Raw genomic sequence first — 25946 nt, 5'->3', positions numbered from 1 at the left:
TTCCTTGTTTGAGGTGACTCGAGATAAATCCGGAAAAAATTGTATCCCCCGAGCGCACGCCTTAATCGGTTAAATATTATTCAAAATAATTCAACTAAGCGGTAATGACGCGCAAGACTTCATCCATGGAAGTTACGCCCGTCGTTACTTTGTGCGCCGCCGCCAGTCTTAATTGGCGCATGCCTTCTTCACAGGCCGCTCTGCGCAGGGCGTTAATATCGGTGTCATGGCTAATCAATGCTGTGAGCGTGTCAGTCATCAACATGATCTCGTAAATGCCAGCTCGGCCGTTGTAGCCAGTCTCCCGACAGTGATCACAGCCTGTGGCGGCAAAAACGCTGGAGGGCGCCGGGCTGCCGGGTGCGAAGTTGTGCCAGTCATCGGGTGACACGCGGTGTTCGCTTTTGCAGTCCGGGCATAAGACTCGTATCAATCGCTGGGCCATCACGCCCAGCAAGGTTGCTTTGATCAAATAGGGCGCCACCCCGAGTTCCTGTAAACGGTTAATGGCGCCGGGTGCATCGTTGGTGTGCAACGTCGACAACACCAAGTGCCCGGTCAGTGCGGCTTGAATCGCCATTTCAGCGGTTTCCAGGTCACGTATTTCACCGAGCATGATGATGTCCGGGTCTTGGCGCATGAGCGCACGCACCCCGTTGGCAAAGGTTAAATCTATGTTGGGCTGCACCTGTGTCTGGTTGAAGGCAGGCTCAATCATTTCAATTGGATCTTCCAGCGTGCACAAGTTGATCTGCGGTGAGGCCAATTGCTTGAGCGTTGCGTACAACGTGCTGGTTTTGCCCGATCCCGTTGGGCCTGTGATCAAAATAATGCCGTTGGGCTGACGGGTCATACGGTCCCAGCGCTGCATGTCTTCAACGCTGAAGCCGAGTTGGTCAAAACCCTTGAGTAAAACGTAGGGGTCGAAAATGCGCAGCACCATTTTTTCGCCAAAGGCGGTGGGCAGGGTGGCCAGACGCAGCTCCACCTCGGCCCCTGCCGGTGTTTTGGTTTTGATGCGGCCGTCTTGAGGTTTGCGTTTTTCAGCGACATTCATGCGGCCCAGGCTTTTCAGGCGGCTGACCACTGCGGTCGTGACCTGCGGCGGAAAGTGATAAACGCTGTGCAGCATGCCATCAATGCGCAAGCGCACGGCCCCTTGCTCGCGCCGGGGTTCGATATGGATATCGCTGGCCCGCTGTTCGAACGCGTGCTGAAACAGCCAGTCAACGATATGGATGATATGGGCATCGTTGGCATCGGGTTCCTGATTGCCCGCGCCAAGGTTTATCAACTGCTCAAGGTTGGGCAAATGGGTGTTTTTTTGATCCGTGAGTGCAGCCCCGGTGACGGATTTGGCCAAACGGAACAGTTCCGTTCCGAGTCGGGCAATCTCAAGGGGGTTGGCAAATACCCGCTTGATGGGGCGATTGAGGGCCTGGCGCAAATCGGCCTCCCACCCCCTCACATTGGGTTGCGCACTGGCAACGGTGATCGCGTGTTGATCGGCTGCAATCGCAAGAATTTGATGACGCTGCGCGAACGCGCTGGACATGAGCCCGGTGACGCTGGCGGCATCGATTTTCAAGGGATCGAGGCGCACGTAGGGCTGCCCGCATTGTTGCGCAAGCCAAGCCGTGAGGTGCTCAAGCGTGAGGGTTTTGCCGGGGCGCATCAGGTCGGGTAATTGCTGCGCCGCCAGAAACACCAGCGGGTGGACGGGGTCCAGGCTGGAGGTGCGATAACGCGTCAACACCTGATCGGCCAGTGGCTGGGCGATTAACCCTTGAGCAACAAGACCCGGCAGCAGCTGTTCAAGGTCAAGCGGGCGATCGGCGGCAGGATGGGCGTGCATGAAGACTCCTTGGCAATGCACAAGCGCAGACAGGTCCTTGTCTGGCCATGAATACCCAAGCCTAGCCGCGCCCCGGGCTGTGGCGACTGCCAATCAATACCAGCTATTGCGAGCGCTTTTGCAGGCGGGAGGGGCTGCACGTCACCTGATACATCACCAGTTCACAGACACTCACCAGATTGCGCAGTTTTTCGCCGATCACCTGGGCGCGGTGCCAGCTTTGCTCATCGCTGACGATGTCTATGCGTAATACATCGTCTTCGCGCATGACCTCTACCTGCTGGGGAATCAATTGCTGCAAGGCAAACAGGTTCAGTGCGCGGCATAGCACATCGGCTTCAGCCTCCGCCACAATCTGATAACGCACTGTGCAGGGGGCAGTGTTTACGGCCCAGACATCGGCGCGTGTCGCGGTGGGTACGGCTTCAAGATGTGGCATGCAATGACTCCTGATTTCGGCTGGAGAAATATTCACATGCACTGTAGGAAATTATTTATCTATGATGATCGGAATTTGATCAATTAAGACTTGATCAATTCCTAATGAGCTAATAATCGGGAATATTTATGCAAGGTGAACTGGACGCTTACGACCGCAGGATTTTGGCCCTTCTGCAAGAAGACGCTTCACTGTCCAGCGCACAGATCGCCGAAAAAGTGGGCTTGTCGCAGTCCCCCTGCTGGCGCCGGATTCAGCGCATGAAAGAGGAAGGCATCATTCGGGGGCAGGTGACCTTGCTGGATCGCAAGAAGGTGGGCCTGAATACGCAGATCTTTGCTGAGGTCAAACTCAATGCTCATGGGCGCTCCAACTTTACCCAATTCACGGATGCGATCCGTGGGTTCCCGCAGGTGCTGGAGTGCTACGTGCTCATGGGGTCGGTGGATTTTTTGTTGCGGATCGTGACCCCGGACATCGAGGCCTATGAACGTTTCTTCTTCGAACAACTGTCGATGGTGCCCGGCATTCAGGAAGTGAACTCGATTGTGGCGCTGTCTGAAATCAAATCGACCACGTGCCTGCCGGTGTAGCGCAAAAAAAACGGCCTTCACAAGGAAGGCCGTTGGTGTGCTGTCAGTGAACAAACAGCGCAATCAGGATGATGATCGGGATTGGGATACCGAGGAAAAACAGCAGTAATGAGCGCATTTTTATTCTCCTGAATTAACGGACAACCGTGGTGGTCGTGGTGTGGTCGATGTAAGTCACTGCGTCGCGACGGCGACCGCCGAACGTGGCACACAGGCTGGCGAAGAACGCACCAATCAGCAGGGTGATGAACATCCACAGGGTGGTCCAGGCAGCGACCTTGGCAGCCGTGTCAGCCGCTTCTTTGGCTTTGATTTTGGCCTCTTCAATGGCCTGATGGGCCTTGGCGTAGACCTGGTCAACCCGTTGCTCGGCTTCTGGCTGAGTCAGGTTGGTACGCTGAGCGACGATTTGGGCCAGGTAGGTACGGTCGTCTGCACTCAGTTGGCCATCATTGCCCAGGCTGCGGACGAAAATGCGCGTCACGATGCCGTGGGCGGCGTCTTCGCTGACAGCGGTGCCGCGATCATCGCGAAACAGCGTGTCGATGAAATAATCCGAGCTGTTGCCCGCACCGTTGTTGGCGTGGTTGCCCGCAGCGCTACCGGCTGCACTGCTCATGGCGGTGGCTGCACCTGACGCGACGTTCGCACCGGCTTGTACGCCGCTGCCAATCACACTGCTGACCGAGCCGGCTACCAAGGTGGCGGTCACCAGTGTGGCCACTGCCCACGCGAGGAAACCATGGGCAGTATCGCGGAAATACACTTCATCGCCATGCATGTTGGCCCATTTGACCCGCAGACGACCGGCCAGATAGCCGCCCATGCCCGAGGCAATAATTTGTGTCACGGCCAGCCAAATGATGGCGGTGATGCCCAATCCTTTGGCGCCTACGCCCTCACCTGACCACGGCGATACGGCTGAAAAGCCCAAGCCTGCGCCCAACATCAGCAGCAAGAGGGAAAGTGCAGCGGCAGCGGCGGCACCTGCAAAGATCGCGGCCCAGGACACACCGGAGTGGCCAGAGCTGTCTTGCAGGGCAGCGGGATAGTGTTCTGTAGTCCCGATCATTGTTGTTGTGCTCCTGAAATGGTGAGAAGTGCAGCCTTCATTCAAGAGATTGCAGGGGTTGTGCCAACACCGTATTTATAAAAAATCTATGTTTAACAATAAGTTAGAAGTCTGAGTGTTTTGCTTGGTCATGCAGGTTGCATGATTGACGCGAAAGGGGCGGGCGTAATGCATTGAAACAATTTAGAGGGGAAGACGGCTTGCCTACAAACAAAAACGGGAGCCTGTGTGGGCTCCCGTTTGGGTGTCATCAATGATGACGATGTTTGTTCTTCTTGCGATGGCCATAAGCATGACCCCGGCCTGGGTGATCGTCGCGGTAGTAGCGGCGATTGCCACGATCACGGTAATCACGATCATCGGCATCGCTTTTGTTGCCCATGTAATTGCCCAGCGCGCCGCCTGCGCCGCCGCCAGCGGCTGCGCCGACCAGGCCGCCCGTGCTGCCGCCTATGCTGCGGCCCAAGACGTTACCGCCTGCGGCACCCAGGGCACCACCGATGGCCGCTTCGCCACGGCTGCGTTTGTCGGCACCCACGGCACTACCGGCCGCGCCGCCTACGCCTGCGCCGATGGCCGATCCGGTCGAGCCGCCGAGTTGTTGCCCAACCACGGCGCCAAGAACCCCGCCTAATGCGCCGCCTACACCGGCTTCGGTGGTGCCACCGGCCGAGGCTACGCCACTGACCAGGCCAAGGGACAACAAGAGAATCGAGGTGAGCTTCATAAGTAAGCCTCAAAGGGATGACGGCGCGATCCTGAGGCTGTACGCGGTTGGTTACAATCAAAATCCGACCAGTAGCACGAGTTGTACACAATTTACTAAGTTATTGTTTTTACGAGGGAACTTAATGGATTTTGCACGGTCTGAGCATTAGTTCGGACAGGCCGCTTTCTCAGGAAAGCGGCCTTTTTTGTGTCCAAAAAAAAACGTCGTGTCATGTGGGCTCGGGCGAGGGTAGGGGGACGACAGCGCGCGCCCGGTCGTTGCACGCTAAATCCCCCTGTTGCCCTTCACTTATAGACACACACGGTTACGAGGTCGAACTGTCCACACCTCAGATTCAACTTCAGCCTTCGTGCTTCAAATGATTTGACAGGCAATTCGCATGAAGAAGGAAGGTAAAGACGACTCTTTTTTCGAGCCCCGCTGGAAACCGAAACTTCCAAACGGTGGTGCCTGTTGGGCTGCTTTGCAAAAACCGCCTCCGCCAGAGCCGGTGTATCGCTCAAAAGATGAGTGGCCATCTCCCAAGCCACGCACTGATTTGGTCTTCACCAAATCCTGCGTGGCTGAAAACGGGTGCTGCATAGATGCAAGAACCGCCACCGAGCCAGCTTCCATGCTTTTGCCTTCCGCGTCAGAGGTCATTGCAGTGGCCATCGGTGCGGATGCCGGACTGGCCCGTGTTGCGAGTGACGGCACATTCCATACCGACGAACAACTGTGCTGCATGTGCAAGGCCACCACGCGGGTGCGCTTTCAGTTCCGACGGTCATGCAGATTTACGGCATTCACACTGGCGCGTCAGGTGATGACTCAGTACGCACCGTGCAGGTGAAATGGAGCGCAAGCAAGACTGCATTGGAGGCCGAATTAAACGGGATCACCCTCCTCTGGACGCCACACCAAAGTAAATGGAGAAACACATGTTTTTAGAAATTACAGGATTCCTTGCAGACGATTGTGAAGATAGCTCAATCAAATTTGAGCTGGACGTGCGACCTGAGTTTGAAAAAAAAGTCATGGATATTCTAGGCTGGGAAAATTTAGCTGCCGAGTGCGATGGCGAGCTACCTTTGACCGAAGAGCAAGTTCGAAAAATATCCTCAGCTATAAATGAACAACTGCCAGTGACGTTAAACATGTTTATCGGTGTACGCGCTTAAAATCTTTCCCTGACTAGACGTGCCCGGGAGATTAACCAGTAGAGAGAAGGGTCTCATGCAAAATCAGGTGTCGATAATCTGGCGGTACTCGACGCGCCCATCAACAGTGGCCTGGCTTACTGCCCTGAGCTTTGCTGTTATGGATTAATTGACGACTACAAGCAGGCATCAGTTAAGAACCCTGATATTGATCGTCGAGGCATTTCCAGGGTGAGTAAACGCTGCGTGCTTTACAAGCCCAACCCATCGTTGCGCATGGGGCATTGCGCAATAGTTAGCGCTGATCACTGTGTTTTTTTCAATGTGCCGCGCAGATGCGGCACGTGGATCGGAGCTCCCCTAAGTGAATCAGGCGTGTCGCCATTAGTCTTTATTGCAATCAGTGGCTTTTACCCAGAGTCCCACCCGGACCATTCAATACAGGACAAAAAACGTGCCCAAAGAGTTGGAGACAGCAATTCTCGCTGTATTGGGTTGGACCCGCTTATGGGATGTTCCGATGGGGGGAAATGAGCTAACCCAAGATCAATCGATCTTGGTTATGGCGATACTGGGCGAACCCTTCAATAGTGAGCTGGTTTACTTCTTGGGACTTTGCAGCTAACTGTTGAGGCCGTGTACCAACGCCTACCCGCCCACTCCCGCGTCACCGCCGCCAAGGTTGTCCTCGAATCGCAATGGGACACTTGGCGGGTTTTGATCGCACTGGGTGACGCGATGGTTTCAGAGATTGCAGGCGTTCTGCCTCAGCTCGCCTTGGCCATGATCAGTGTCGACGGTGTGGCTGCCTCAAGGCGAATCGCCACGAACTTGGACGTCGGCGTATGGCTGCCATCCCCGGTGCTTTCCAGCGGCACCAATGGGTTGACTTCCGGGTAGTACGCCGCTGCTTGTCCGGCCGGAATATCAAACGCCAGCAAGGTGAAATTTTTAACCCGACGCTCGTGCTCGTCATCCCAGATAGACACGATGTCCACCCTTTGGCCCGGCTTGAAGCCCAGGCGAATAATGTCGGCTTCGTTCACAAACAGCACGTTGCGTTGGCCCTTGACCCCGCGGTAACGGTCGTCCAGCCCATAAATGGTGGTGTTGTACTGATCGTGGGAACGCATCGATTGCAGGATCAGGTCCGGCAGGCGGCCTGTCGCACGTGTGCGTTCGTCGACCAGATCCCGTGGCAGCACGTTGGGTTTGAAGGTGGCGCGGCCCGCAGGTGTATTCCACTGGCGGGCACCTGCGGCGTTACCCAAATAGAACCCGCCGGGGTGCTGTACGCGGGTGTTGAAGTCTTTGAAGCCGGGGATGGTGTCAGCGATCAGCTCGCGAATGCGGCTGTAATCTTCGACGACCCCGTTCCAGTCAATCGGGTGCGTTCCCAAGGTTGCCGCTGCGATGCCGGCAACGATGGCCGGTTCCGAACGCATCTGATTCGACAAGGGCTGCAACTGGCCATTGGAGGCGTGAACCATGCTGAACGAATCCTCCACCGTGACCGCTTGCGGGCCTTGCACCTGGATATCGATGTCGGTTCGGCCAAGGCAAGGCAGGATCAGCGCTTCCTTGCCGTGCATCAAATGGCTGCGGTTGAGCTTGGTGCTGATTTGTACGGTCAGGTCGCAATTGCGCAGGGCCTGGGCCGTGCGCGGGCTGTCGGGCGTGGCCTGGGCAAAGTTGCCGCCCAGTCCGATAAAGACCTTGGCGCGCCCTTCGAGCATGGCGTGGATGGCTTCCACCACGTTGTGCCCGTTTTCACGCGGCACATTGAATTTGAAACGACGCTCCAGTGCATCAAGGAATGCCACGGGCGGGCGCTCGTTAATGCCCATGGTGCGGTCGCCTTGCACGTTACTGTGGCCGCGCACCGGGCACAGACCCGCACCGGGACGGCCAATGTTGCCGCGCAACAGCATCAGGTTGGCGATTTCCTGAATGGTCTGTACCGAGTGGCGATGCTGGGTGATGCCCATGGCCCAGCACATGATGACGTTTTTGCCTTTCAGGTACATGCGCGCGGCACGTTCGATGTCCGCCAGCGTCAAGCCCGATTGCTCGACCAGAGGGTCCCACGGGGTGTCATCCAGGCTGGCGATGTAATCCAGCACGCCGGCGGTGTGTTCATTCAAGAACGCATGGTCGAAGACTGCCGGCTCCCCAGCCGCCTGGGCATCGCGTTCCCATTGCAGCAGGAACTTGGCCATGCCCCGCAACAGCGCCATATCGCCGCCCAAAGCAGGGCGCAGGTAAGCAGTGTTGGTCGGGCGGTCACCGTTGGTGAGCATTTCCAGGGGGTGTTGCGGGTGCTGGAAGCGTTCCAGACCGCGCTCTTTGAGCGGGTTGACACACACCACTTGGGCGCCGCGCTTCACGGCTTCGCGCAGCGGTTCAAGCATGCGCGGGTGGTTAGTGCCGGGGTTTTGCCCAAGCACGAAGATTGCGTCGGCATGTTCGAAGTCATCGAACGTGACCGTGCCCTTGCCGACCCCCACGCTTTGCGCAAGGGCAACGCCGCTGGCTTCGTGGCACATGTTCGAGCAATCGGGGAAGTTATTGGTGCCGAAGGCGCGCACGAACAATTGGTACAAATACGCCGCTTCGTTGCTGGCGCGGCCCGAGGTGTAGAACTCCGCCTGATGGGGGCTCGTCAGGTTCAGCAGGTGCTTGGCAACCAGCGCGAAAGCGCCATCCCACGTGATGGGCACATAGCGGTCGGTGGACGCGTCGTAACGCATGGGCTCGGTCAGGCGGCCCTGATATTCGAGCCAGTAATCGCTTTGCTCCAGCAGCGCGCTGACGCTGTGTTTGGCGAAGAACGTGGCATCGACCCGGCGCTTGGTGGCTTCCCAGTTAACCGCCTTGGCGCCGTTCTCGCAGAATTTGACCAGCCCGCTTTCCGGCGAGTCGCCCCAGGCACAACCGGGGCAGTCGAAACCGCCGTTCTGGTTGGTCTTGAGCATCATGCGCAGGTTTTTCAGGGCGTTGTCGCTGGTCAACCAGGCTTGCGCCACACTGATCAGCGCGCCCCAGCCACCTGCCGGGCCTTTATAGGGCTTGTAGCGAGGGGTTGGGGTTTGGTCGGCTTGATGATGAGTGCTCACGCGGGATTCTCCTGCACCGGGCTGTATACACGCGGTGCGCTTTTTTGCGGCAGATGAATAAGGTTGAGGTTGTGGCGGCGGGCCCATTGCAGCGCCAGGCCCGTAGGCGAGGACAGGCTGATCAGGGTCTGGATGCCTGCGCGCAACACTTTTTGAATCAGCTCAAGGCTGCAACGGCTGGTGACAATCGCCGCGCCGCCGTTCAGGTCGATGCGTTGGCGCACCAATGCACCGATCAACTTGTCGAGCGCGTTATGCCGGCCAATGTCTTCGCGACCCATCAGCAGGTGGCCGTTGGCGTCCATGTAAACGGCCGCATGCACCGCGCCGCAGTGCTGGCCCAGCGGTTGAAACGCGCTGATGCGCTGGCGCAGGCCGTCAAGCCACTGTGCGGGCGGCAAGGGCGCACCGGGCAGGACGTTCAGCTCGGGCAACGCTTGCTCGACGGCTTCGACGCCGCACAGGCCGCAACCGCTGGTGCCTGCCAGTTGGCGACGTTGCTGTTTGAGGTTCCAGAACGCACGGCTGGCGATTTCGACGTGGGCATACTGCGCCGAGCCCGCGCCACTGAGCTTGAGGTCATAAATATCGCTGGGGTCTTGAATGATGCCGCTGCCCAGGCTGAAACCGACGATGAAATCCTCAAGGTCAGTGGGCGTCACCAGCATCACCGCTTGGTTGATGCCATTGAAGGCAATCGCCAGGGCGACTTCTTCGGCGAGGGCAGTTTCAGCGCCGCTGCTGTGGTCCAGCGTGACGTAGTGATAGTTCTGGCTGGCAGCGGGCGCGGGCGAATCCTGGGCGGGCGCCGCGCACGTGGGGCGCTGGGCGTTCATAAGGCTGTACCGACGGAATATTCAGCAGTAAGGGTAGGCGCGACACTGTGTCGCGTCTAATCGCTAGTGCTGATCTATTGATAGATGCCGTCGATCAACAAGCAGTTGATGATTTTTGAAACAGCGCGAAGCAGGCTTCAGCCAGTGCCGACCGTGGCGCTTCGCGGCGCATGATCAAACCCAGCGTGGCGAGGGTTTGCGCATCGGCAATCGGGTGCAGGCGCAGGTCGTCAGTCAGGGCTTCAAGGCCGCCTTCAAGCGGCATGACCGCGCAACACAACCCGCCATGCACGGCTTGCAACAGTTGATGAACCGCATCGGTTTGCAGCATGGGTTGCGGGGTCAGCCCGCGACTGTGGAAGTTGTGATCGATGGACTGGCGAAAATGCATGCCGCCACTGAGCAGCGCCAACGGCAATTCGATCAGCGCTTCCCAGCTCAACGGTTGCTCACCGAAGGTGAAGTGCCGTTGGTCGTATAAAAGCCCCATGCGGGTGTCGCCCAAGGTGAGCGAGTCGAAACGCTCATGGTCTAGCCGGTCGAGGTAGGAGACGCCCACATCCAGCTGATTGCGGGCCAATTGCTCCAGGATCTGTTCGGAACTCAGTGCGGACAACTCAAAGCGCAGTTCGGGGTGCGCCTTGTGCATTTGTTGCAATAACGGCAGCGGGTCGAAACTCGACAACGGCACCACGCCCAAACGCAACGTACCGATCAGGTTGCCGCGGCACGCAGCCGCTTCGGCCTGCAAACCGTCGTAGGCGGACAACACGGTTCTGGCCCATGCCAGCACGCGCTCGCCGGGCGCGGTAAAGCTTTCAAAGCGCTGGCCGCGATTGACCAATTGCAACCCCAACTCCTGCTCAAGGCTGCGCAGGCGCATGGAGAGCGTGGGTTGGGTGATATGGCAGCGGGCCGCCGCCTGACCGAAATGACGGGTTTCATCGAGGGCGATCAGGAATTTCAGTTGTTTGATGTCCATGCTCGCTCCACGTGCAAATCGTCGGGGGGATTCTAACGTGCCCGCCCCGGAACCTGCCTGTCCAATGTTGGTCTACGCTGTGTGTCTGGATATTCCAACCCTAGGAGCGTGAACGATGAGTATTTTTAGCTTTATCAAGGAAGCGGGCGAAAAAGTAATCGACTTGCTGACACCGGGCAAAGCCAACGCCTCGGAAGAACTCAAGAAGCACGTAGAAAAAGTAGGTTTGGGCAATCCGAACATCACCGCCACCGTTGAGGGCGACAAAGTGATCGTGACCGGCGAGGTCGCGAGTCAGGAAGAGAAAGAAAAAATCATTCTGGCGGCGGGCAATATCGAAGGTGTTGCCAGTGTTGACGACCAAATCACGGTGACCGGCCCGGTGGTTGCCGCTTCGCGTTTTGTGGTGGTGAAAAAGGGCGACACCCTCAGCGCCATCTCACTCACGGTATACGGCGACGCGAACAAGTATCAAAAAATCTTTGAAGCCAACAAACCGATGCTCAAAGACCCGAACAAAATCTACCCGGGCCAGACACTGCGTATCCCTGAGTAAACCCGCGCGGTTTTCGGCAGCGACAGCAGGTGTGCATGCACGTGTGTCGCTGCCCAGGTATGCGGTGGTGATCCCTCACGCACTTCAGTGGGCCTGACTCAAAGCCCTTCCAGCAAGTCGCGGTAATCCCCCAACGCCGCAAATTCCTCAGTGTCTTTCGGGCCTTTTTTGCTGTCGGGCTGTTTTACGGCCAGCAAATGCCTCACGCCATAATCCCGTGCACTGCGCAGAATCGGCAGGGTGTCGTCGATAAACAGGCTGCGTGCCGGATCAAACCCGGTATCAGCGTGCAAGGCATCCCAGAACTGTGGGCTTTCCTTCGGGAAACCGTAGTCGTGTGAGCTGATCAGCCTTTCGAAGTAAGGCGCAAGTTCGATGCGTTCCAATTTCAAAGACAGCGAATCGCGGTGTGCGTTGGTGATCAAAATCACCCGCTTGCCGGCTTTTTTGATGGCGGCTAAAAATGTATCGGCATCAGGACGCAGGGCAATCAGGTCCGCGGTTTCGAGTTTCAATTCGCGCACCGGGATCTTCAGCTCGGCGCTCCAGAAATCCAGGCAATACCATTTCAATTGGCCAGCATTGCGTTCAAACAGCGGCATCAGCTCCAGTTCAGCCATGGCCCGGCTGATACCGTGCAGTTCGGCGTAGCGTTGGGGCAAATGCTCAAGCCAGAAGTGGTTGTCGTAATGCAGGTCGAGCAGCGTGCCGTCCATGTCCAGCAGAACGGTATCAATGTCGCGCCAAGGTAACGCTGTCATGCAAAACTTCTCCCGCAGTTGAAAAACATCCGACCAAGACAATCGGAAAAGCCGGGGTATAGTAACCCGTTCATATTGAGGAGCCGCTATGCGCCAAAAACCCACCGTACTCGCCCGTGAAATTGTTGCCAGTAGCCGATTGTTTCGTGTTGAAGAAGTGCAGTTGCGCTTTTCCAACGGCGTTGAGCGCACGTATGAACGGCTGGTGGGGCGCGGCAATGGTTATGGCGCGGTGATGATCGTGGCGATGATCGATGCCGAGCATGCCCTGTTGGTTGAAGAATATTGTGGCGGCACCGACGAATACGAAGTCTCGCTGCCCAAAGGGCTGATCGAGCCGGGCGAAGACGTACTGGCAGCGGCCGAGCGCGAGTTGAAGGAAGAAGCGGGCTATGGCGCCCGTCAGTTGGTGCACCTGACCGAGCTGTCACTGTCGCCGGGTTACATGAGTCAGAAAATCCAAGTGGTGCTGGCCACCGACCTGTATGAGTCGCGTCTGGAAGGCGATGAGCCGGAGCCCATGCGGGTCGAGACAGTGAACTTGCGCGAGCTGTCGACGCTGGTACAAAACCCGCAATTCACCGAGGGCCGTGCCTTGGCGGCGCTGTATCTGGCGCGGGATCTGCTGACCCAGCGCGGGGAATTTACGCTGTGAGCCTGCCTGTCCCTCAACTGCTTCAGGGTGTGATTCAACTGGTGCATCAGGCGGGTGACGCCATCTTGCCGTTCTGGCGCGCTGATGTGGCGGTCACCGCCAAGTCCGATGATTCGCCGGTGACAGCGGCTGACCTGGCCGCCCATCATGTGCTGCTCGACGGCCTGACTGCACTCGATCCGGGCATCCCTGTCTTGTCCGAAGAAGACGCCAACATCGCCCAAGACGTGCGTGCCGAGTGGTCCCGCTGGTGGCTGGTCGACCCGTTGGACGGCACCAAGGAATTCATTGCCGGCACTGAAGAGTTCACTGTCAATGTCGCCTTGATCGAGCACGGCCGTGTGGTGTTTGGCGTGGTGTCGATGCCTACCAGCGGCCGCTGTTATTACGGCGGCGCAACATTGGGGGCGTGGCGCGCAGATGGCGACACGATCGAGCCCATCACTGTGCGCACCACCCCGCCTGCGGGCGAGCCGCTGACAGTGGTCGCGAGCCGTCGTCACTCCAGCCCGGAGCAAGAGAAACTGTTGGCCGGGTTGAGTGAACATTTGGGTGAATTGACCCTGACCAGCGTCGGCAGCTCGCTCAAGTTTTGTTTGCTGGCCGAGGGCGCGGCCGATTGCTACCCGCGTTTGGCCCCGACCTCACAGTGGGACACCGCCGCCGCCCAGGGCGTGCTCGAAGGCGCGGGCGGTGTGGTGCTGCACCTGGACGGCCAGCCGTTCACTTACCCGGCGCGGGCATCGCTGCTCAATGATTCGTTTTTGGCGTTACCGGCAAAAGCGCCTTGGCGCGAGACGCTGCTCAACCTCGCGCGCGCATAACCGGGATCGACCCTCGCGCCGCCTTAACGGTGCAACACATACTGGCCGCTGAAACGGACGGCGTCTTCTTCGCCGTCCGCATTGATGACCCGGGTTTCCAGGGTCAGGCGCGCCCGGCCATGGCGTGTGTACATGCTCACAAACTTGGTCCAGGCCGCCTCGGCCGGTGCGTCGCACAACACGATCGCGTCCTGCGTGACCGGCAGCGGGTAGCTGATGTGGCCTTCCTGAATCACGATGTGCCCGTCTTCGATGCCCGCTTCACGTAGTCTCAAGTGCAACCAGCCCCAGCCCGCCAGCACCGCGCCGCAGTACAAGCTGCCACCGAACATGGTGCTCTTGTGGTTGATGTTGGCCGTCAGCGGCAACTGCAGGCGCAGTTGCCGGTCATGCCAGCCGAGGACTTTGAGGCCCATTTCGCGGGTCAGCGGGATGTCGTGGTGGAGGATGGATTCCAGGTAACGACTGTCGCGGTTCATGCAGGCCTCTTTGGTCAAATCACTCAAGTTCATCGGGGTGGGCGTGGCTGCCGCTTTCGAAATGCAAGCCGTACTTGCGCAGCTTGTCGTGCAAGGTTTTGCGCGGCACGCCCAAGGCTTCGGCCAGGCTGCGCATGGAGCTGTGAGAGCGTTCGAGTTCGGCCATGATCAGGCTTTTTTCGAAGTGCTCAACCTGTTCGCTCAGCTTGCCCGAACCCTCAAGGCTAGACGATGGCGGCGCCTCGGCCGTTTCATTGTCCAGGGCCAGCTCAAGGCCCAGCGCAAAGCGTTCCGCGACGTTTTGCAGTTCACGCACGTTGCCCGGCCAGGCGTGACGCAGCAGCAAACTGCGCTGGGCCGGTTGCAGCACGTTGTGGGTCAGGCCGTGGCGGGCGCTGGCTTCGTCGGCAAAGTACTTGAACAGCATCAGCACGTCTTCGCCGCGCTCGCGCAACGGGGCAATGCGCAGCGGGGCAACGTTGAGCCGGTAATACAAGTCGGCACGAAAACGGCCCTGATCGGCGGCCTGACGCAAGTCTTCCTTGGTGGCCGCGATGACGCGGATGTCCAGCGGGATCAATTGATTGCCGCCCAGACGCTCAACGACACGCTCTTGCAGCAGGCGCAACAACTTGACCTGCACATCGAGGCTCATGCTTTCGATTTCGTCGAGAAACAGCGTGCCGCCGTTGGCAAATTCGAATTTACCGATGCGGCGCTTTTGCGCGCCGGTGAACGCGCCGGGCTCGTGGCCGAAGAGTTCGCTTTCGACCACAGACTCGGCCAGCGCCCCGGCATTGATTGCCACGAACGGGCCGTCGCGGCGGCTCGACAAGTCGTGCAATGCCCTTGCGACCACTTCTTTGCCGGAGCCGGTCTCACCCAGAATCAGCACATCGGCCTTGGTGGCGGCCAGTGCGCCGATCTGTTCGCGCAGTCTGAGCATCGGGGGCGAGAGGCCGACCAGCCGCGTGCTCAGTTGCTGGCGGTCGCTCAGGGCCATGCGCAGGCTGCGGTTGTCCAGCACCAGCGCGCGCAAGGCCAGGGCGCGACGCACGCCTTCCAGCAGCGCGTCGCTGGCAAAGGGTTTTTCCAGAAAATCGTAGGCCCCGGCGCGCATGGCCTGGACTGCGAGGGGCACGTCACCATGACCGGTAATCAGCAGCACCGGCAGTTCCGGGTCCTGGGCGTGAAGTTCGGCCAACAGCTCAAGGCCGTCCATGCCGGGCATGCGGATGTCGCTGACCACCACGCCGGGCCAGTTGCGCTCGATGCGCGCGGCAATGCCGGTGGCCTCGGCCAGCGGCAGGACGTGAAGGCCAGCGAGGTCCAGGGTTTGATACAGCGCCTGGCGCAGATGCGGGTCATCGTCGATCAGGATGACCTGTACGTTTGAGTCGATGAATGAGCTCATGACCTGGAATCCTCTGAAGCTTGCAGGCTGACGCCCGGTGCGCCAGCGCGCAGTCGAAGGGTGATTAAGGCGCCGCCTTCCTTGTGGTTGGCAAACAGCAGTTCGCCGCCAAATGCACGAATCAGGGTGTCGCAAATGGCCAGGCCCAGGCCTAGCCCCTGCGTGCGGGTCTTGGTCGTGTAAAACGGTTCGCCCGCGCGGCCCAGCGCCTCCATGCAGAACCCCGGCCCGTTGTCGCGGATGCACACCGTGACGCCTTCCGGGGTGGACTCGGCACTCAGCCACAAACGCCTCGGCGGGCCTTTTTCGGTCAGCGCGTCGAGGGCATTGGCCAACAGGTTGCCCAGCACTTGGCGCAGGCGCGTTTCACCGGCTTCAACCCAGAGCGTGGCGGCAGGCAAGTCGCGAATCAACTCGACTTCCATGCTGCGCCGACGTTTGGCCAGCAAAGCCAGGGCGTCATCCAGCGCAGGTTGCAGGGCGACGCTTTCCGGCGCGTGCCGATCGCGCCGCGCAAACGCGCGCAGGTGAGCGATGATCGAGGCCATGCGCCCGGTCAGCTCATTGATCAGCTTGAGGTTGCCGCGCGCGTCGTCGATGCGCTGATGGTCCAGCAAGACTTCGGCATTTTCGGCATAACTGCGGATGGCGGCCAGAGGCTGATTCAATTCATGGCTGATGCTCGCTGACATGGTGCCCAGCGCAGACAGCTTGCCGGCCTGCACCAGATCGTCCTGCGCGCGCACCAGTTCTTGTTGCGCATGCTCGCGCTCCAGCACTTCTTCACGCAGGCGCCGGTTCAATCCTTCCAGGTCGCTGGTGCGCTCTGCCACACGCATTTCCAGCTCGCGGCGGGCCTTGGCTTCAAAGGCGATACGCTCCAGATAATGTCGGCGCCGTTGCATCATCAAACCGATCAGCAGCATGACCACCAGCAGCGTGGCGCCCCCAATGGCCAGCACGGTGCGTACGGGGCGGTCGATCAAGGTGCGCGGCGCGAGGATGTTGACGCTCCAGCCGGTTTCGTCGATGGCCTGGGTTTGTACCAGCCAGTTGCTGAGGTTCAGGTTCAGCGGCTTCGGGTCGCGGGTCGGGTAGGGCAGGATGGCAAAGATCGACTGCTGTTCCTGCTGTGACAGTTCGCGGGTGGCCCTGAACCGCCATTCCGGGCGCGAGGTGAGAATGACCACGCCATTGGGGTCGGTGACCATCAATTGTTCCGGGGTCTGGCCCCACAGGCGCTCGGTGTGATCGAGGTCGACCTTGACCACCAGCACGCCGATTTTCTTGTCACCGTCGAGCACGGGTGCGGCAAAGAAATACCCGCGTTTGCCCGAGGTGGTGCCCAGCCCGAAGAAGCGCCCCAGCTTGCCGTCCATCGCTTCGCTGAAATACGGGCGAAAGGCGAAGTTGCGGCCGATAAAGCTGTCCTGTTTATCCCAGTTGGAGGCGGCGAGGGTGTCGCCATGGGCGTCCATCAGGTACATCACCTCGGCGCCCGTCTGGGTGCTGATGTCATTGAGCAACTGGTTGGCGTGGCTGAGGATTTGCGGGTTTTCCGGGTCTGCCAGCAACGCGCGCAGGGCTGGCAGTTCGCCGAGGATCTGCGGCAGCACTTCATAGCGATGCAGCGTGCCCAGCAGGTTGGCGACGTAGAGATCCAGGGTCTGGCGATTTTGCCCGGCCAGCTCGCTGCGGTAATAGCGCTCGGCCAGATGCTGCAACGGCCACAACAAGGGCGCCAGGCACAAGGCCAGCAAGGCGAGGCTGCGCCAGCGGGGTCTGCGAGGCACGGGAGGGGTTTTGATCATGTTGAAACTACGCCGCAAAAGTACGGCGCAGTATACCTGCGGATTTTAGCCATCCGCGCCAGATGTTTAGCCTTGCTCGGCCATGCATTCGCGCAGCGCCGTGTGCCAGTCGGGCTGAGTGACGCCCCAGTCGGCCGCTAGCCGACTGCAATCCAGTCGTGAATTAAGCGGGCGTTTGGCGGGGGTTGGGTAGTCGCTCGAAGGGATGGCTTCGAGTACGGCGCACGGTTTGCCCAAGGCAATCAGCTGTTCGCCGATGGCCTGGGCAAACCCGAACCATGAGGTTTGGCCATGGGCCGTGAGGTGATAAACGCCCCAAGGGCCGGGATGGCCTGCTTGCCAGCGCTCAATCAACGCGCGCGTGCTCTGGGCAATGGTGCCCGCCCACGTGGGCGCGCCGATCTGGTCGGCCACGATGCGCAGTTCCGGCTTTTCTTGCAGCAAGCGCTGCATGGTCAGCAGGAAGTTTTTACCGTGGGAGGAATACACCCAACTGGTGCGCAGTATCAGGTGCTGGCAGCCCGTCGCCGCGATGGCTTTTTCGCCCAACTCTTTACTGTGGCCGTAGACGCTCAGCGGGTGGGTGATGTCGTCTTCGGTGTAGGGCGTTTCTTTACTGCCATCGAACACGTAGTCGGTGGAGTAATGAATCAGCGGGATGCCCAGTGCCTTGGCTTCTTCAGCGAAGATGCCGGGCGCAGTGGCGTTGATCGCATTGGCGGCATCGACGTCGCTTTCGGCCTGATCCACGGCCGTGTAGGCGGCCGCGTTGATGATCAGGTCGGGCGCGTGGGCCCGCACCTGCGCACGTATTTGCTCGGGCTGGCTCAGGTCCAGCTCATCGCGGCCCAGCACAACCAGCTCGCCCATATCAGCCAGACGTTTTTGCAGTTCCATGGCCACTTGGCCGGTTTTACCGCTAATCAGTATTTTCAATTCAGGCGAGCCCATGGTCATGCAATCAGGTCTTTGGGTTCTGTAGAGCCTAGACGCTCGCCCTGATAACTGCCGTCCTGAACGCGCTGGCACCACTCAAGGTTGTCCAGGTACCACTGCACGGTTTTGCGCAGGCCGGTCTCGAAGGTTTCTTCCGGCACCCAGCCCAGCTCGCGTTCGATCTTGCTGGCGTCGATGGCGTAGCGCTGGTCGTGGCCCGGGCGGTCTTTGACAAACGTAATCAGGTCTGCGAATTGCGCCACGCCCGTCGGGCGCTGTGGCGCCAGTTCTTCAAGCAGGGCGCAGATGCCGCGCACCACGTCGATGTTCTTTTGCTCGTTGTGGCCGCCGATGTTGTAGGTCTCGCCCACCACGCCTTCGGTCACGACTTTAAGCAGGGCGCGGGCATGGTCTTCCACGAACAGCCAGTCACGCACTTGCAGGCCATTGCCGTAGACCGGCAGCGGTTTGCCCGCCAAGGCATTGAGGATCACCAGCGGGATCAGTTTTTCCGGGAAGTGGAACGGGCCGTAGTTGTTCGAGCAGTTGGTCAGCAGCACCGGCAAGCCGTAAGTGCGGTTCCAGGCGCGGACCAGGTGGTCCGAAGCGGCCTTGCTGGCCGAGTACGGCGAGCTGGGGGCGTACGGGGTGGTTTCAGTGAACAGGTCATCGACGCCATGCAGGTCGCCATACACTTCGTCAGTGGAAATGTGGTGGAAACGGAACGCGCTCTTCGCCGGTTCTGCCAGCGTGAGCCAATAGGCGCGGGTGGCTTCCAGCAGGCTGTAGGTGCCGACGATGTTGGTCTGAATGAAGTCCGACGGGCCGTCGATGGAACGGTCAACGTGGGACTCGGCCGCCAGGTGCATGATCGCGTCTGGCTGGAAGCGCTCGATCACGGCGCTGACGGTGGCCTGGTCGACGATGTCGGCCTGCACGAACTCGTAGCGGGTGTTGGTGGCAATGCTTTGCAGCGATTCAAGGTTACCGGCGTAGGTCAGTTTGTCGAGGTTAAGCACCTCGTGCCCGGTGTTCTGGATCAGGTGACGGATCAGAGCTGAACCAATAAACCCGGCGCCGCCGGTGACTAAAATGCGCATGTGGATATCCCTTATTCCCTGACGGTGTACAAACAATTGGTGCATAGCTTGTGGGGATGTGCAGGGCGGTGCAAGTGCTACGGTGCGGCCACATGGGCGCAGGTGACAGGCGGGGCAAGCTTTTCAGGGGTATTTATCGATATATATCGGTTAAACAGCCAAAAAAATCCTGCCGATCCTCTGAAAGCGTTTTAAAAATGGATATTTGTCGGCTATAAGTGGGCGGCGTGTTGACGTGCCCCTGAGCGGCGTCCACTGTTCTTTGATGGCGGGCCGTGCGCTGGCTCAATCCAACCTCGACGGATTTTCGGAGTCCTGATTTCAATGACCACTCTTTTGCACAGTTCGCCCCGCGCAGACGGTTTCTACATGCCGGCCGAATGGGCGCCGCACACCCAAACCTGGATGATCTGGCCCGAGCGCCCGGATAACTGGCGTTTGGGTGGCAAGCCAGCGCAGGCCGCGCACGCGGCGGTGGCCAAGGCTATTGCGCGCTTCGAGCCGGTGACGGTCTGCGTGTCTGCCGGCCAGTACGAAAATGCCCGTGCCCGCCTGAATGTGCCGAATATTCGTGTGGTCGAGATGTCCAGCGATGACGCGTGGGTGCGTGACAGCGGCCCGACGTTCGTCATCAACGACCACGGCGAAGTTCGCGGTGTGAACTGGGATTTCAACGCATGGGGCGGTTTTGACGGCGGTCTGTATGCGCCGTGGAACCGCGACCAGCAGGTGGGCAGCAAGGTGCTGGAAATCGAGCGGTGCCCGCGTTATTACACCGAACGTTTCGTGCTCGAAGGGGGCTCAATCCATGTGGATGGCGAGGGCACGCTGATTACCACGGCCGAGTGCTTGCTCAATCGCAACCGCAACCCGCATTTGTCCCGCGAAGAAATTGAAGATGTGCTGCGTTCCAACCTGGCGGTGAGCAAGATCATCTGGCTGCCGGACGGTCTGTTCAACGACGAAACCGACGGCCATGTGGATAACTTCTGCTGCTACGTGCGCCCCGGCGAAGTGCTGCTGGCCTGGACCGACGACGAGCGCGACCCGAACTACGTGCGCTGCCATGCGGCCATGAAGGTGTTGTTGACCAGCACCGACGCCAAAGGCCGCCCGTTTGTCGTGCATAAAATGCCGATTCCGGGGCCGCTGCACGCCACCCAGGAAGAGTGCGATGGTGTCGACAAAGTGGTGGGCAGCCAGGACCGCAATCCTTCGGAGCGGCTGGCCGGTTCTTACGTGAACTTCCTGATCGTCAACGGCGGCATCATCGCCCCAAGCTTTGATGACCCGATGGATGCGCAAGCCAAGGCCATCCTGCAAGACCTCTTCCCGCAGCACGAAGTGGTGATGGTGCCGGGCCGTGAATTGTTGCTGGGCGGTGGCAACATCCACTGCCTGACGCAACAACAGCCAGCCCCCCACAAGGCTTGATCCAGACGCTTCGTCGCCTTGTTGGAAGCATAAATAACCCGCCGCTCGCCAGAACGGCGGGTTTTTTGTTTCAGGTCAAAAGGTGCGTCCGTAATGACGCGTATAAAAGGGTGAAAAGAGCTTGTTAAAAATCTTGAAAGGGAGCCATGTCTGGGCATGTCGCGCTGCTCGCGGCGATGTTCTGTCACACACCTTGAGTACATTTGCCGCTCAAGTACCTGGAGAGCGCTGTCATGAACGTATTGTGCGAGCGAGGTTCGCGACCACAACCTGTGAGTCACGAGTCGCTGATCGTTCTGGCCAATTGGTTTAAACGCAAAGGACCTTGCAATACGCCAGGCCAGTCTGCCTATCAACTTCTTCGCGAACGCTACCCGGCCGGGTTGTTCAGCGAGGCAGAACTGGAGGCCCTGTCGGGAGTATTGATGAGTTGAACGGTTGACTGTCACCGTTGGCGAGGCACGAGGCCGTGAAGACGGTGCCCCAGGCAACCCCGCGTTGCTCGCCACGGTGACAGGTTCAACGGTTAGAAGCTGTATTTGCCGGTTACCACCAGGCTACGAGGTTCGCCGGGCATGATTTGCGAGCCGCTGGTGGCGGACGCGTAATAGTCGCGGTCAGTGAGATTGGTCAGCGCGCCGCTGACTTCCCAGTCTTTTTCCCGATACCCCGCCAATGCATCCCAACGGCCATAACCCGGTAACACCACCGTGTTCTGGTTATCGGCAAAGCGTTGCCCCACCAACGTCAGACCCGTTTCGGCGTACCAGCCCATTTCCGGTTTCCAGGTCAGGAACAAGCTGCCGTTGTGCTTGGCCACACCATTGATGCGCTTGCCTTCAAAGCCGTTGTTGTCCTTGACCACGGTGGCGTCCTGCACGCCGACGCCCCCGCGCATGTACCAGTTGCCGCCCAATTTGCCGCTGGCCGTCAGCTCGATGCCGCGCGAACGCTGCAAGCCCGACAGCAATGTGATTTCCGGGTTTTCCGGGTCTTTGGTGCGACGGTTGTAAAGCTCCAGTTCATAGACCGCCAGCGTGGTGCTCAGGCGCTCGTTCAGCCAGTCGCTTTTCACGCCGATTTCTTTTTGCTTGGTCAGCTCGGGGCTCAGGTCGTTGGTGTTGCCCGCGGCGCCCGGCGTAATGCCGATCAAACCGCCGCCCACCGGGGAGAAGGTTTTGGTCCACGAGGCATAAAACGAGTGGTTTTCCAGCGGCGTCCAGACCACCCCCAGACGCGGGCTGGTGCCGTGACTGTTGCGGGTTTCCGAGAGGTTTTTCAGGTTGCTGGTGGTGTCGACTTCAAACCGGTCATGGCGCAAACCGGCCAGCACCTGCCATTGATCGTTGAGGCGGATCTGGTCCTGGACATACAGGCCCTGACTGTCGACTTCGGTGTGGTTGTCGCTGGACAGCACCAACGGGCCGGTTGGGCGAAGGCGGCGATCCGGGTTGTACAGGTCAACGCCCGGCACGCCCTTGGCGCTGTACAGTTTGGGGTCACGGCGTTGGCTGCCCAGCTCCAGGCCGGTCAGCACGCGGTGTTCCAGCCCGAACGTATCAAACACGCCTTCGATTTCGAGGTTGTTGAAGACATTGCGGGTGGTCATGTCCTGCTGCCAGCTCTGGCGGTTCACCTTGCGGGTCTTGGCGTCGTAGCCGGTCAGGTAGGTGTTTTCGAACTGGCTGTCGAGTTTGAAAATGCCCAGGGTGTGGCGCAGTTGCCAGTTCTCGTTCACGTCATAGCTGAGCCGTGAACGCAGACTTTGGGTCTTATCGTCGATGAAATCGTTTTGCCCGCCATACGTGGTGCCACGGCTGACATCGGCAGGCCGTCCGCCAACGCTCGGGATGCCACGGTCCGGGGTGCGGTTGTAGCGGCTGTATTCGTACTGCACCAACCAATTGAGGTCCGGGGTGATTTGCCAGCTCATTGACGGCGCAAACAGTTGGCGGTTGCCGCTGACGTGATCGCGGAAGCTGTTTTTGTCTTCGTTGCCCATGTTCAGACGCAAGCTGAGGGTGTCGCTCGGGTCGGCGCTGAGGTCGGCGTACAGGCTGCGCAAATCGTCCGTGCCCCCTTGCGCCTGAATGCTGGACGGGCGCCCGTATTGAGGGGTTTTGCTGACGCGGTTGATGATCCCGCCCTGACTGCCGCGGCCATACAGCACGGCGGCCGGGCCTTTGAGCACTTCGATGCGTTCAATGTTGTGCAGGTCGCGCACGTACTGGCTGTCGTCGCGAATGCCGTCGAGGTAGAAATCGTTGCTGGCGTCGAAGCCGCGAATGCGCAGGCTGTCGAAGCGTGTGTCCGCCGTGCTGCTGACGTTGGGAATGCCGCTCAGGGCCTGGCCCAGCGTGTTGATGCCGTACACCATCACGTGACTGGTTTTGACCGAATCAATGGCCTGCGGCACATAGCGTGCAGGCGTCGCGGTACGAGTCGCGGTCGTGACTTCTTTGACCCGCGGGTCATCGAGTTCGGCTTCGGCGGCATTGACCGAGGTTTCGGGAAGGGTGGTGGCAGCGGAACTGAATCCGACGTACAGGCATGCACACAGCCCCCATGTGAAGGGCGTAAAGCGGCAGAGGGAACGCATGGTTGAGAAACTTCCGTGAAGGTTAAAGCGGGTTCTATTTTTTAGGGTGCGAATGGTAATGGTTCTTGTTGGTAGCTGTTTATCATTACCAGTCGCTTCAACGGAAAGTTTGTGTCTGAATGTTGCTGTAACGTTTAACCCGTAGTAAACAAACGATCTGAACGATTCACGAAACACACTAAACACCCATTCAGCGTTTTTCGGGGCAGGTCTCGGCGCTAGGATCTGTTCCCGTTTCAAGGCAAGCCACGTCGCGGCTGCCATGAAACGCAGACAGCCCCAGGCTTGCCGCCTGATTTTAACTTCGCTTGAGACCGTTCATGACCGCTGCTACAACCTTGCATTACATCTACGACCCCCTGTGCGGATGGTGCTACGGCGCCAAGCCGTTGATTGACGCTGCCCGCGAGATTGTGCCGGTGGTCGCCCACAGCGGCGGCATGATGACTGGCAGTCATCGCCGCCCGGTGTCCGCACAGTTGCGTGACTATGTAATGCCCCATGACAAACGCATTGCCGAGTACACCGGGCAGGCGTTTGGCGACGCGTATTTCGAAGGTTTGTTGCGTGACACCCGCGCGGTCTTCGACTCGGCGCCGCCGACCACTGCGATTTTGGCCGCCGAGCAATTGGCCGGGCGCGGCCTTGAACTGCTGGGGCGTTTGCAGACGGCCCACTATGTAGAAGGGCGCCGGATTGCAGACGAAGACGTACTGATGGCCGTGGCGGCGGAAATGGGCCTGGAAGTGGACGCGTTTCTAACGGCCTATGACGCGTGCAATGGCGAAGTGACGCACGCGCACTTCAAGGCCAGTCGCCGGTTATTGGCCGATGTCGGCGGGCAGGGTTTCCCGACCCTGGTGCTAGAGCGGGCGGGGCAGTATCACGTCGTGGATGTGAGCCCTTGGCTGGGCAAGCCGCAGGCCTTTGCCCACTGGCTGCGACAACAAGACGCTACAGGCGCCAAAGACCCCTCCAACCCTGCGCCAGCCTGCGGCCTGAACGGGTGTGCAGAGCCCTGAACGCGTTGAGCCCCATTGATCGCGCGACATTCGAAGGCCGTAGAAGTTTCATCAAATTGACACCCGGATGTAACGACGGCTAGGATTCCTGCCAACGCCTGTGGCTATAAGCCATACACCAACTCTTCGAAAGGCCTGCATTGCGTCTTCGTGCGGGCCTTTTTGTTTTTGTGAAGCAACCACCACTCAATGTTTCAGCTTGAAACCCACAGCGCGCCTTTATCCAGCAATAAGGAAAATAATATGTTGAACAAACGGATAGGTCTTCTCGCGTTGGGCGTACTCAGTGCTACCCAGGCCATGGCTAACGATCAAGCTGACGCAAAAGGTTTTGTAGAAGACAGCCATCTGAATGTGCTGGCGCGTAACGCCTACATCAGCCGTGACTACAAAAACGGTGTAGACCGCAAAGCCGAGTGGGGCCAAGGCTTCCTGGGCACGTTCACCTCCGGCTTCACCCAGGGCACCGTGGGTGTGGGTGTGGACGCTTTCGGCATTTACGCCCTTCGTCTGGGCAGCGAGGGTAACCTCAGCGGCGCGGGCGGTATCGACTTCTTCAAGGTGGGCGATAGCGGCAAAGCGGCCAAAGACATCGCCAAAGCGGGCGCTGCGGTGAAATTCCGTGTGTCCAACACCGTGCTCAAGTACGGCGACCAAATGCCTGCTCTGCCGGTGCTGATGTACGACAACTCGCGACTGATGCCAGAAAGCTTCACCGGCACCTTGCTGACGTCCAAAGAAATCGACGGTCTGGAAATCAACGTCGGTCGCTTCACTGCCGAGTCGCGTAAAAGCGCTGACGCCCGTGACAGCGGCGACCTGAAAAGCATCAACGTGTTCGGCGGCAGCTACAAGTTCACCGACAACTTCTCCGCCTCGTTGTACGCTTCCGACATGGAAGACGTGCTGCGCAAGCAATACCTGGGCATGACGTACGTGCTGCCGCTGCAAGACAAACAGTCGCTGACGTTTGACTTCAACGGCTACCGCACGCACGTCAACTCCGATTACGCGCGCGATGTGCTGGAAGTCGACGGTCAGGACAACAAAATCTGGAGCCTGGCGACCACCTACGCATTTGGCGCTCACTCGTTGATCCTGGCGTACCAGCAAAGCACCGGTGAAATCGGCTACCCGTACGGCGGCTACCGCAATGCGGGCGGCGTGGGCGACGGCGGCAACACCATCTTGCTGGCCAACTCCTACTGGTCCGACTTCAACGCCAAGGACGAACGTTCGTGGCAAGCGGGTTATGGCTTCGACTTCGGCGCCGTGGGCATTCCGGGTCTGACCTACAACATCGCTTACGTTCGCGGCAGCAACATCGACGACGGTTCCGACCGTGGCCGTGGCACCGAGCGCGAAATCTACAACCAGGCCAAGTACGTTGTACAAAGCGGCCCGGTCAAAGACCTGAGCGTGCGTGTACGCGGTTCGTGGTTGCGCGTGTCGAACAACGCCGACAAGTACAACAAAGAAGGTAACGAGCTGCGCGTCTTCGTTGATTACCCGATCAACGTGTTCTGATGCCGTCGGCCTGACCAACAGGCGCAACAGCTGAACGAAAAACGCCCCGAGCCGGATCACCGGTCG

The 25946-nt window shown here is 59.2% G+C and carries 27 protein-coding genes; 12 read left to right on the top strand and 15 right to left on the bottom strand.

The annotated features are described in order from the left end of the window. Window positions 1–94 precede the first annotated feature (94 nt). A complete protein-coding gene (gene tfpB, locus IF654_RS21960) occupies window positions 95–1855 on the bottom strand; it encodes a type IV pilus assembly ATPase TfpB (RefSeq protein WP_094987876.1) in 1761 nt (586 codons plus the stop codon). Window positions 1856–1958: 103 nt separating this feature from the next. Then, entirely contained in the window at window positions 1959–2294 is a 336-nt protein-coding gene (locus IF654_RS21955; protein ID WP_047272844.1) for a hypothetical protein, read from the bottom strand. Window positions 2295–2422: 128 nt separating this feature from the next. Between IF654_RS21955 and IF654_RS21950 the strand changes: the two genes are divergently transcribed. Next, window positions 2423–2887: an Lrp/AsnC family transcriptional regulator gene (locus tag IF654_RS21950; protein ID WP_047272845.1), complete on the top strand. Its 465-nt coding sequence runs from the start codon at window positions 2423–2425 to the stop codon at window positions 2885–2887. Between the two features lie 133 nt (window positions 2888–3020). Here IF654_RS21950 and IF654_RS21945 read toward each other — a convergent pair whose 3' ends face one another. The 3 genes from IF654_RS21945 to IF654_RS23075 form a co-directional block, all read right to left on the bottom strand. Continuing rightward, entirely contained in the window at window positions 3021–3959 is a 939-nt protein-coding gene (locus IF654_RS21945) for a hypothetical protein (RefSeq protein ID WP_047272846.1), read from the bottom strand. A 250-nt stretch (window positions 3960–4209) separates the two neighbouring features. Continuing rightward, window positions 4210–4686 (bottom strand): glycine zipper domain-containing protein, encoded by a 477-nt coding sequence (locus IF654_RS21940; protein ID WP_194862069.1) that lies wholly within the window; start codon window positions 4684–4686, stop codon window positions 4210–4212. A 357-nt stretch (window positions 4687–5043) separates the two neighbouring features. Next, a complete protein-coding gene (locus IF654_RS23075; protein ID WP_230683745.1) occupies window positions 5044–5304 on the bottom strand; it encodes a hypothetical protein in 261 nt (86 codons plus the stop codon). Between IF654_RS23075 and IF654_RS23070 the strand changes: the two genes are divergently transcribed. The 4 genes from IF654_RS23070 to IF654_RS23380 all read left to right on the top strand — a co-directional run bounded on the left by IF654_RS23070 (window position 5303) and on the right by IF654_RS23380 (window position 6453). After that, window positions 5303–5521, top strand: coding sequence for a hypothetical protein (locus IF654_RS23070; RefSeq protein WP_230683825.1), 219 nt, complete (start codon window positions 5303–5305; stop codon window positions 5519–5521). The two genes, IF654_RS23075 and IF654_RS23070, sit on opposite strands and share 2 nt — an antisense overlap. Next, window positions 5458–5619: an S-type pyocin domain-containing protein gene (locus IF654_RS23065; protein ID WP_230683822.1), complete on the top strand. Its 162-nt coding sequence runs from the start codon at window positions 5458–5460 to the stop codon at window positions 5617–5619. Before IF654_RS23070 ends, IF654_RS23065 begins: the two co-directional genes overlap by 64 nt. Further along, window positions 5610–5849 carry a pyocin S6 family toxin immunity protein gene (locus tag IF654_RS21930; protein ID WP_047272848.1) on the top strand — a complete coding sequence of 80 codons (240 nt, stop codon included), beginning with the start codon at window positions 5610–5612 and terminating at the stop codon, window positions 5847–5849. The genes IF654_RS23065 and IF654_RS21930 overlap by 10 nt, the downstream gene beginning before the upstream one ends. Window positions 5850–6231: 382 nt before the next feature. Beyond that, entirely contained in the window at window positions 6232–6453 is a 222-nt protein-coding gene (locus tag IF654_RS23380) for a pyocin S6 family toxin immunity protein (RefSeq protein ID WP_350449317.1), read from the top strand. Window positions 6454–6595: 142 nt separating this feature from the next. Here the strand turns inward: IF654_RS23380 and IF654_RS21925 are convergent, their stop codons facing one another. From IF654_RS21925 to IF654_RS21915, 3 genes are all read right to left on the bottom strand, one after another. Next, the gene (locus IF654_RS21925; RefSeq protein WP_047272849.1) at window positions 6596–8944 is read right to left on the bottom strand and encodes an FdhF/YdeP family oxidoreductase; all 2349 of its coding nucleotides are present in this window, start codon (window positions 8942–8944) and stop codon (window positions 6596–6598) included. Further along, complete coding sequence (gene fdhD / locus IF654_RS21920) at window positions 8941–9780, bottom strand: formate dehydrogenase accessory sulfurtransferase FdhD (RefSeq protein WP_047272850.1); 840 nt, start codon at window positions 9778–9780, stop codon at window positions 8941–8943. The genes IF654_RS21925 and fdhD overlap by 4 nt, the downstream gene beginning before the upstream one ends. A gap of 94 nt (window positions 9781–9874) precedes the next feature. Continuing rightward, on the bottom strand, window positions 9875–10762 hold the full coding sequence (locus IF654_RS21915; protein WP_047279786.1) for a LysR family transcriptional regulator: 888 nt from the start codon (window positions 10760–10762) through the stop codon (window positions 9875–9877). 115 nt (window positions 10763–10877) lie between these two features. On the opposite strand from IF654_RS21915, the gene lysM reads away from it, so the two are divergent. Next, on the top strand, window positions 10878–11318 hold the full coding sequence (gene lysM, locus IF654_RS21910; RefSeq protein WP_047272852.1) for a peptidoglycan-binding protein LysM: 441 nt from the start codon (window positions 10878–10880) through the stop codon (window positions 11316–11318). A gap of 98 nt (window positions 11319–11416) precedes the next feature. Here lysM and yrfG read toward each other — a convergent pair whose 3' ends face one another. After that, window positions 11417–12079 carry a GMP/IMP nucleotidase gene (gene yrfG / locus IF654_RS21905; RefSeq protein ID WP_047279784.1) on the bottom strand — a complete coding sequence of 221 codons (663 nt, stop codon included), beginning with the start codon at window positions 12077–12079 and terminating at the stop codon, window positions 11417–11419. 88 nt (window positions 12080–12167) lie between these two features. Between yrfG and nudE the strand changes: the two genes are divergently transcribed. Together nudE and cysQ are read left to right on the top strand one after the other, a co-directional pair. Beyond that, window positions 12168–12734, top strand: coding sequence for an ADP compounds hydrolase NudE (gene nudE, locus IF654_RS21900; RefSeq protein ID WP_047272854.1), 567 nt, complete (start codon window positions 12168–12170; stop codon window positions 12732–12734). Then, entirely contained in the window at window positions 12731–13558 is an 828-nt protein-coding gene (cysQ, locus tag IF654_RS21895; RefSeq protein ID WP_047281641.1) for a 3'(2'),5'-bisphosphate nucleotidase CysQ, read from the top strand. The genes nudE and cysQ overlap by 4 nt, the downstream gene beginning before the upstream one ends. Window positions 13559–13581: 23 nt before the next feature. Here cysQ and IF654_RS21890 read toward each other — a convergent pair whose 3' ends face one another. From IF654_RS21890 to rfbB, 5 genes are all read right to left on the bottom strand, one after another. Next, the gene (locus IF654_RS21890; RefSeq protein ID WP_047272856.1) at window positions 13582–14037 is read right to left on the bottom strand and encodes a thioesterase domain-containing protein; all 456 of its coding nucleotides are present in this window, start codon (window positions 14035–14037) and stop codon (window positions 13582–13584) included. Between the two features lie 19 nt (window positions 14038–14056). Further along, the gene (locus tag IF654_RS21885) at window positions 14057–15451 is read right to left on the bottom strand and encodes a sigma-54-dependent transcriptional regulator (protein WP_047281899.1); all 1395 of its coding nucleotides are present in this window, start codon (window positions 15449–15451) and stop codon (window positions 14057–14059) included. Then, window positions 15448–17262 carry a sensor histidine kinase gene (locus IF654_RS21880; RefSeq protein ID WP_047272858.1) on the bottom strand — a complete coding sequence of 605 codons (1815 nt, stop codon included), beginning with the start codon at window positions 17260–17262 and terminating at the stop codon, window positions 15448–15450. Before IF654_RS21880 ends, IF654_RS21885 begins: the two co-directional genes overlap by 4 nt. A 66-nt stretch (window positions 17263–17328) precedes the next feature. Continuing rightward, the gene (gene rfbD, locus IF654_RS21875; RefSeq protein ID WP_047272950.1) at window positions 17329–18213 is read right to left on the bottom strand and encodes a dTDP-4-dehydrorhamnose reductase; all 885 of its coding nucleotides are present in this window, start codon (window positions 18211–18213) and stop codon (window positions 17329–17331) included. A gap of 2 nt (window positions 18214–18215) precedes the next feature. Next, window positions 18216–19298, bottom strand: coding sequence for a dTDP-glucose 4,6-dehydratase (gene rfbB / locus IF654_RS21870; protein WP_047281639.1), 1083 nt, complete (start codon window positions 19296–19298; stop codon window positions 18216–18218). A 324-nt stretch (window positions 19299–19622) separates the two neighbouring features. Between rfbB and aguA the strand changes: the two genes are divergently transcribed. Together aguA and IF654_RS21860 are read left to right on the top strand one after the other, a co-directional pair. Beyond that, the gene (aguA, locus tag IF654_RS21865; protein WP_047281638.1) at window positions 19623–20732 is read left to right on the top strand and encodes an agmatine deiminase; all 1110 of its coding nucleotides are present in this window, start codon (window positions 19623–19625) and stop codon (window positions 20730–20732) included. Window positions 20733–20965: 233 nt separating this feature from the next. Further along, entirely contained in the window at window positions 20966–21166 is a 201-nt protein-coding gene (locus tag IF654_RS21860) for a hypothetical protein (RefSeq protein ID WP_047272861.1), read from the top strand. A 92-nt stretch (window positions 21167–21258) separates the two neighbouring features. Here IF654_RS21860 and IF654_RS21855 read toward each other — a convergent pair whose 3' ends face one another. Next, complete coding sequence (locus IF654_RS21855; protein ID WP_194862070.1) at window positions 21259–23331, bottom strand: TonB-dependent receptor; 2073 nt, start codon at window positions 23329–23331, stop codon at window positions 21259–21261. A 320-nt stretch (window positions 23332–23651) separates the two neighbouring features. Here IF654_RS21855 and IF654_RS21850 point away from each other — a divergent pair, with 320 nt between their 5' ends. Both IF654_RS21850 and IF654_RS21845 read left to right on the top strand, forming a co-directional pair. Then, entirely contained in the window at window positions 23652–24353 is a 702-nt protein-coding gene (locus IF654_RS21850; RefSeq protein WP_047281902.1) for a DsbA family protein, read from the top strand. A 243-nt stretch (window positions 24354–24596) separates the two neighbouring features. Then, the gene (locus IF654_RS21845; RefSeq protein ID WP_047272864.1) at window positions 24597–25880 is read left to right on the top strand and encodes an OprD family porin; all 1284 of its coding nucleotides are present in this window, start codon (window positions 24597–24599) and stop codon (window positions 25878–25880) included. Window positions 25881–25946 lie beyond the last annotated feature (66 nt).

It is taken from the genome of Pseudomonas lundensis (genome assembly GCF_015377145.2).
GTDB lineage: Bacteria > Pseudomonadota > Gammaproteobacteria > Pseudomonadales > Pseudomonadaceae > Aquipseudomonas > Aquipseudomonas lundensis.
The sequence above is the reverse complement of the archived record's forward strand: the minus strand, read 5'-3'. Positions and strand labels throughout refer to the sequence as shown.

Excerpts from the sequence above, each read along its gene's own strand:
- tfpB (WP_094987876.1), bottom strand. The coding sequence starts at position 1,855 with ATGCACGCCCATCCTGCCGCCGATCGCCCGCTTGACCTTGAACAGCTG.
- IF654_RS21955 (WP_047272844.1), bottom strand. The coding sequence starts at position 2,294 with ATGCCACATCTTGAAGCCGTACCCACCGCGACACGCGCCGATGTCTGG.
- IF654_RS21950 (WP_047272845.1), top strand. The coding sequence starts at position 2,423 with ATGCAAGGTGAACTGGACGCTTACGACCGCAGGATTTTGGCCCTTCTG.
- IF654_RS21945 (WP_047272846.1), bottom strand. The coding sequence starts at position 3,959 with ATGATCGGGACTACAGAACACTATCCCGCTGCCCTGCAAGACAGCTCT.
- IF654_RS21940 (WP_194862069.1), bottom strand. The coding sequence starts at position 4,686 with ATGAAGCTCACCTCGATTCTCTTGTTGTCCCTTGGCCTGGTCAGTGGC.
- IF654_RS23070 (WP_230683825.1), top strand. The coding sequence starts at position 5,303 with ATGCTTTTGCCTTCCGCGTCAGAGGTCATTGCAGTGGCCATCGGTGCG.
- IF654_RS23075 (WP_230683745.1), bottom strand. The coding sequence starts at position 5,304 with ATGGAAGCTGGCTCGGTGGCGGTTCTTGCATCTATGCAGCACCCGTTT.
- IF654_RS23065 (WP_230683822.1), top strand. The coding sequence starts at position 5,458 with ATGCAGATTTACGGCATTCACACTGGCGCGTCAGGTGATGACTCAGTA.
- IF654_RS21930 (WP_047272848.1), top strand. The coding sequence starts at position 5,610 with ATGTTTTTAGAAATTACAGGATTCCTTGCAGACGATTGTGAAGATAGC.
- fdhD (WP_047272850.1), bottom strand. The coding sequence starts at position 9,780 with ATGAACGCCCAGCGCCCCACGTGCGCGGCGCCCGCCCAGGATTCGCCC.
- IF654_RS21915 (WP_047279786.1), bottom strand. The coding sequence starts at position 10,762 with ATGGACATCAAACAACTGAAATTCCTGATCGCCCTCGATGAAACCCGT.
- lysM (WP_047272852.1), top strand. The coding sequence starts at position 10,878 with ATGAGTATTTTTAGCTTTATCAAGGAAGCGGGCGAAAAAGTAATCGAC.
- yrfG (WP_047279784.1), bottom strand. The coding sequence starts at position 12,079 with ATGACAGCGTTACCTTGGCGCGACATTGATACCGTTCTGCTGGACATG.
- nudE (WP_047272854.1), top strand. The coding sequence starts at position 12,168 with ATGCGCCAAAAACCCACCGTACTCGCCCGTGAAATTGTTGCCAGTAGC.
- IF654_RS21890 (WP_047272856.1), bottom strand. The coding sequence starts at position 14,037 with ATGAACCGCGACAGTCGTTACCTGGAATCCATCCTCCACCACGACATC.
- IF654_RS21885 (WP_047281899.1), bottom strand. The coding sequence starts at position 15,451 with ATGAGCTCATTCATCGACTCAAACGTACAGGTCATCCTGATCGACGAT.
- IF654_RS21880 (WP_047272858.1), bottom strand. The coding sequence starts at position 17,262 with ATGATCAAAACCCCTCCCGTGCCTCGCAGACCCCGCTGGCGCAGCCTC.
- rfbD (WP_047272950.1), bottom strand. The coding sequence starts at position 18,213 with ATGGGCTCGCCTGAATTGAAAATACTGATTAGCGGTAAAACCGGCCAA.
- rfbB (WP_047281639.1), bottom strand. The coding sequence starts at position 19,298 with ATGCGCATTTTAGTCACCGGCGGCGCCGGGTTTATTGGTTCAGCTCTG.
- aguA (WP_047281638.1), top strand. The coding sequence starts at position 19,623 with ATGACCACTCTTTTGCACAGTTCGCCCCGCGCAGACGGTTTCTACATG.
- IF654_RS21860 (WP_047272861.1), top strand. The coding sequence starts at position 20,966 with ATGAACGTATTGTGCGAGCGAGGTTCGCGACCACAACCTGTGAGTCAC.
- IF654_RS21855 (WP_194862070.1), bottom strand. The coding sequence starts at position 23,331 with ATGCGTTCCCTCTGCCGCTTTACGCCCTTCACATGGGGGCTGTGTGCA.
- IF654_RS21850 (WP_047281902.1), top strand. The coding sequence starts at position 23,652 with ATGACCGCTGCTACAACCTTGCATTACATCTACGACCCCCTGTGCGGA.
- IF654_RS21845 (WP_047272864.1), top strand. The coding sequence starts at position 24,597 with ATGTTGAACAAACGGATAGGTCTTCTCGCGTTGGGCGTACTCAGTGCT.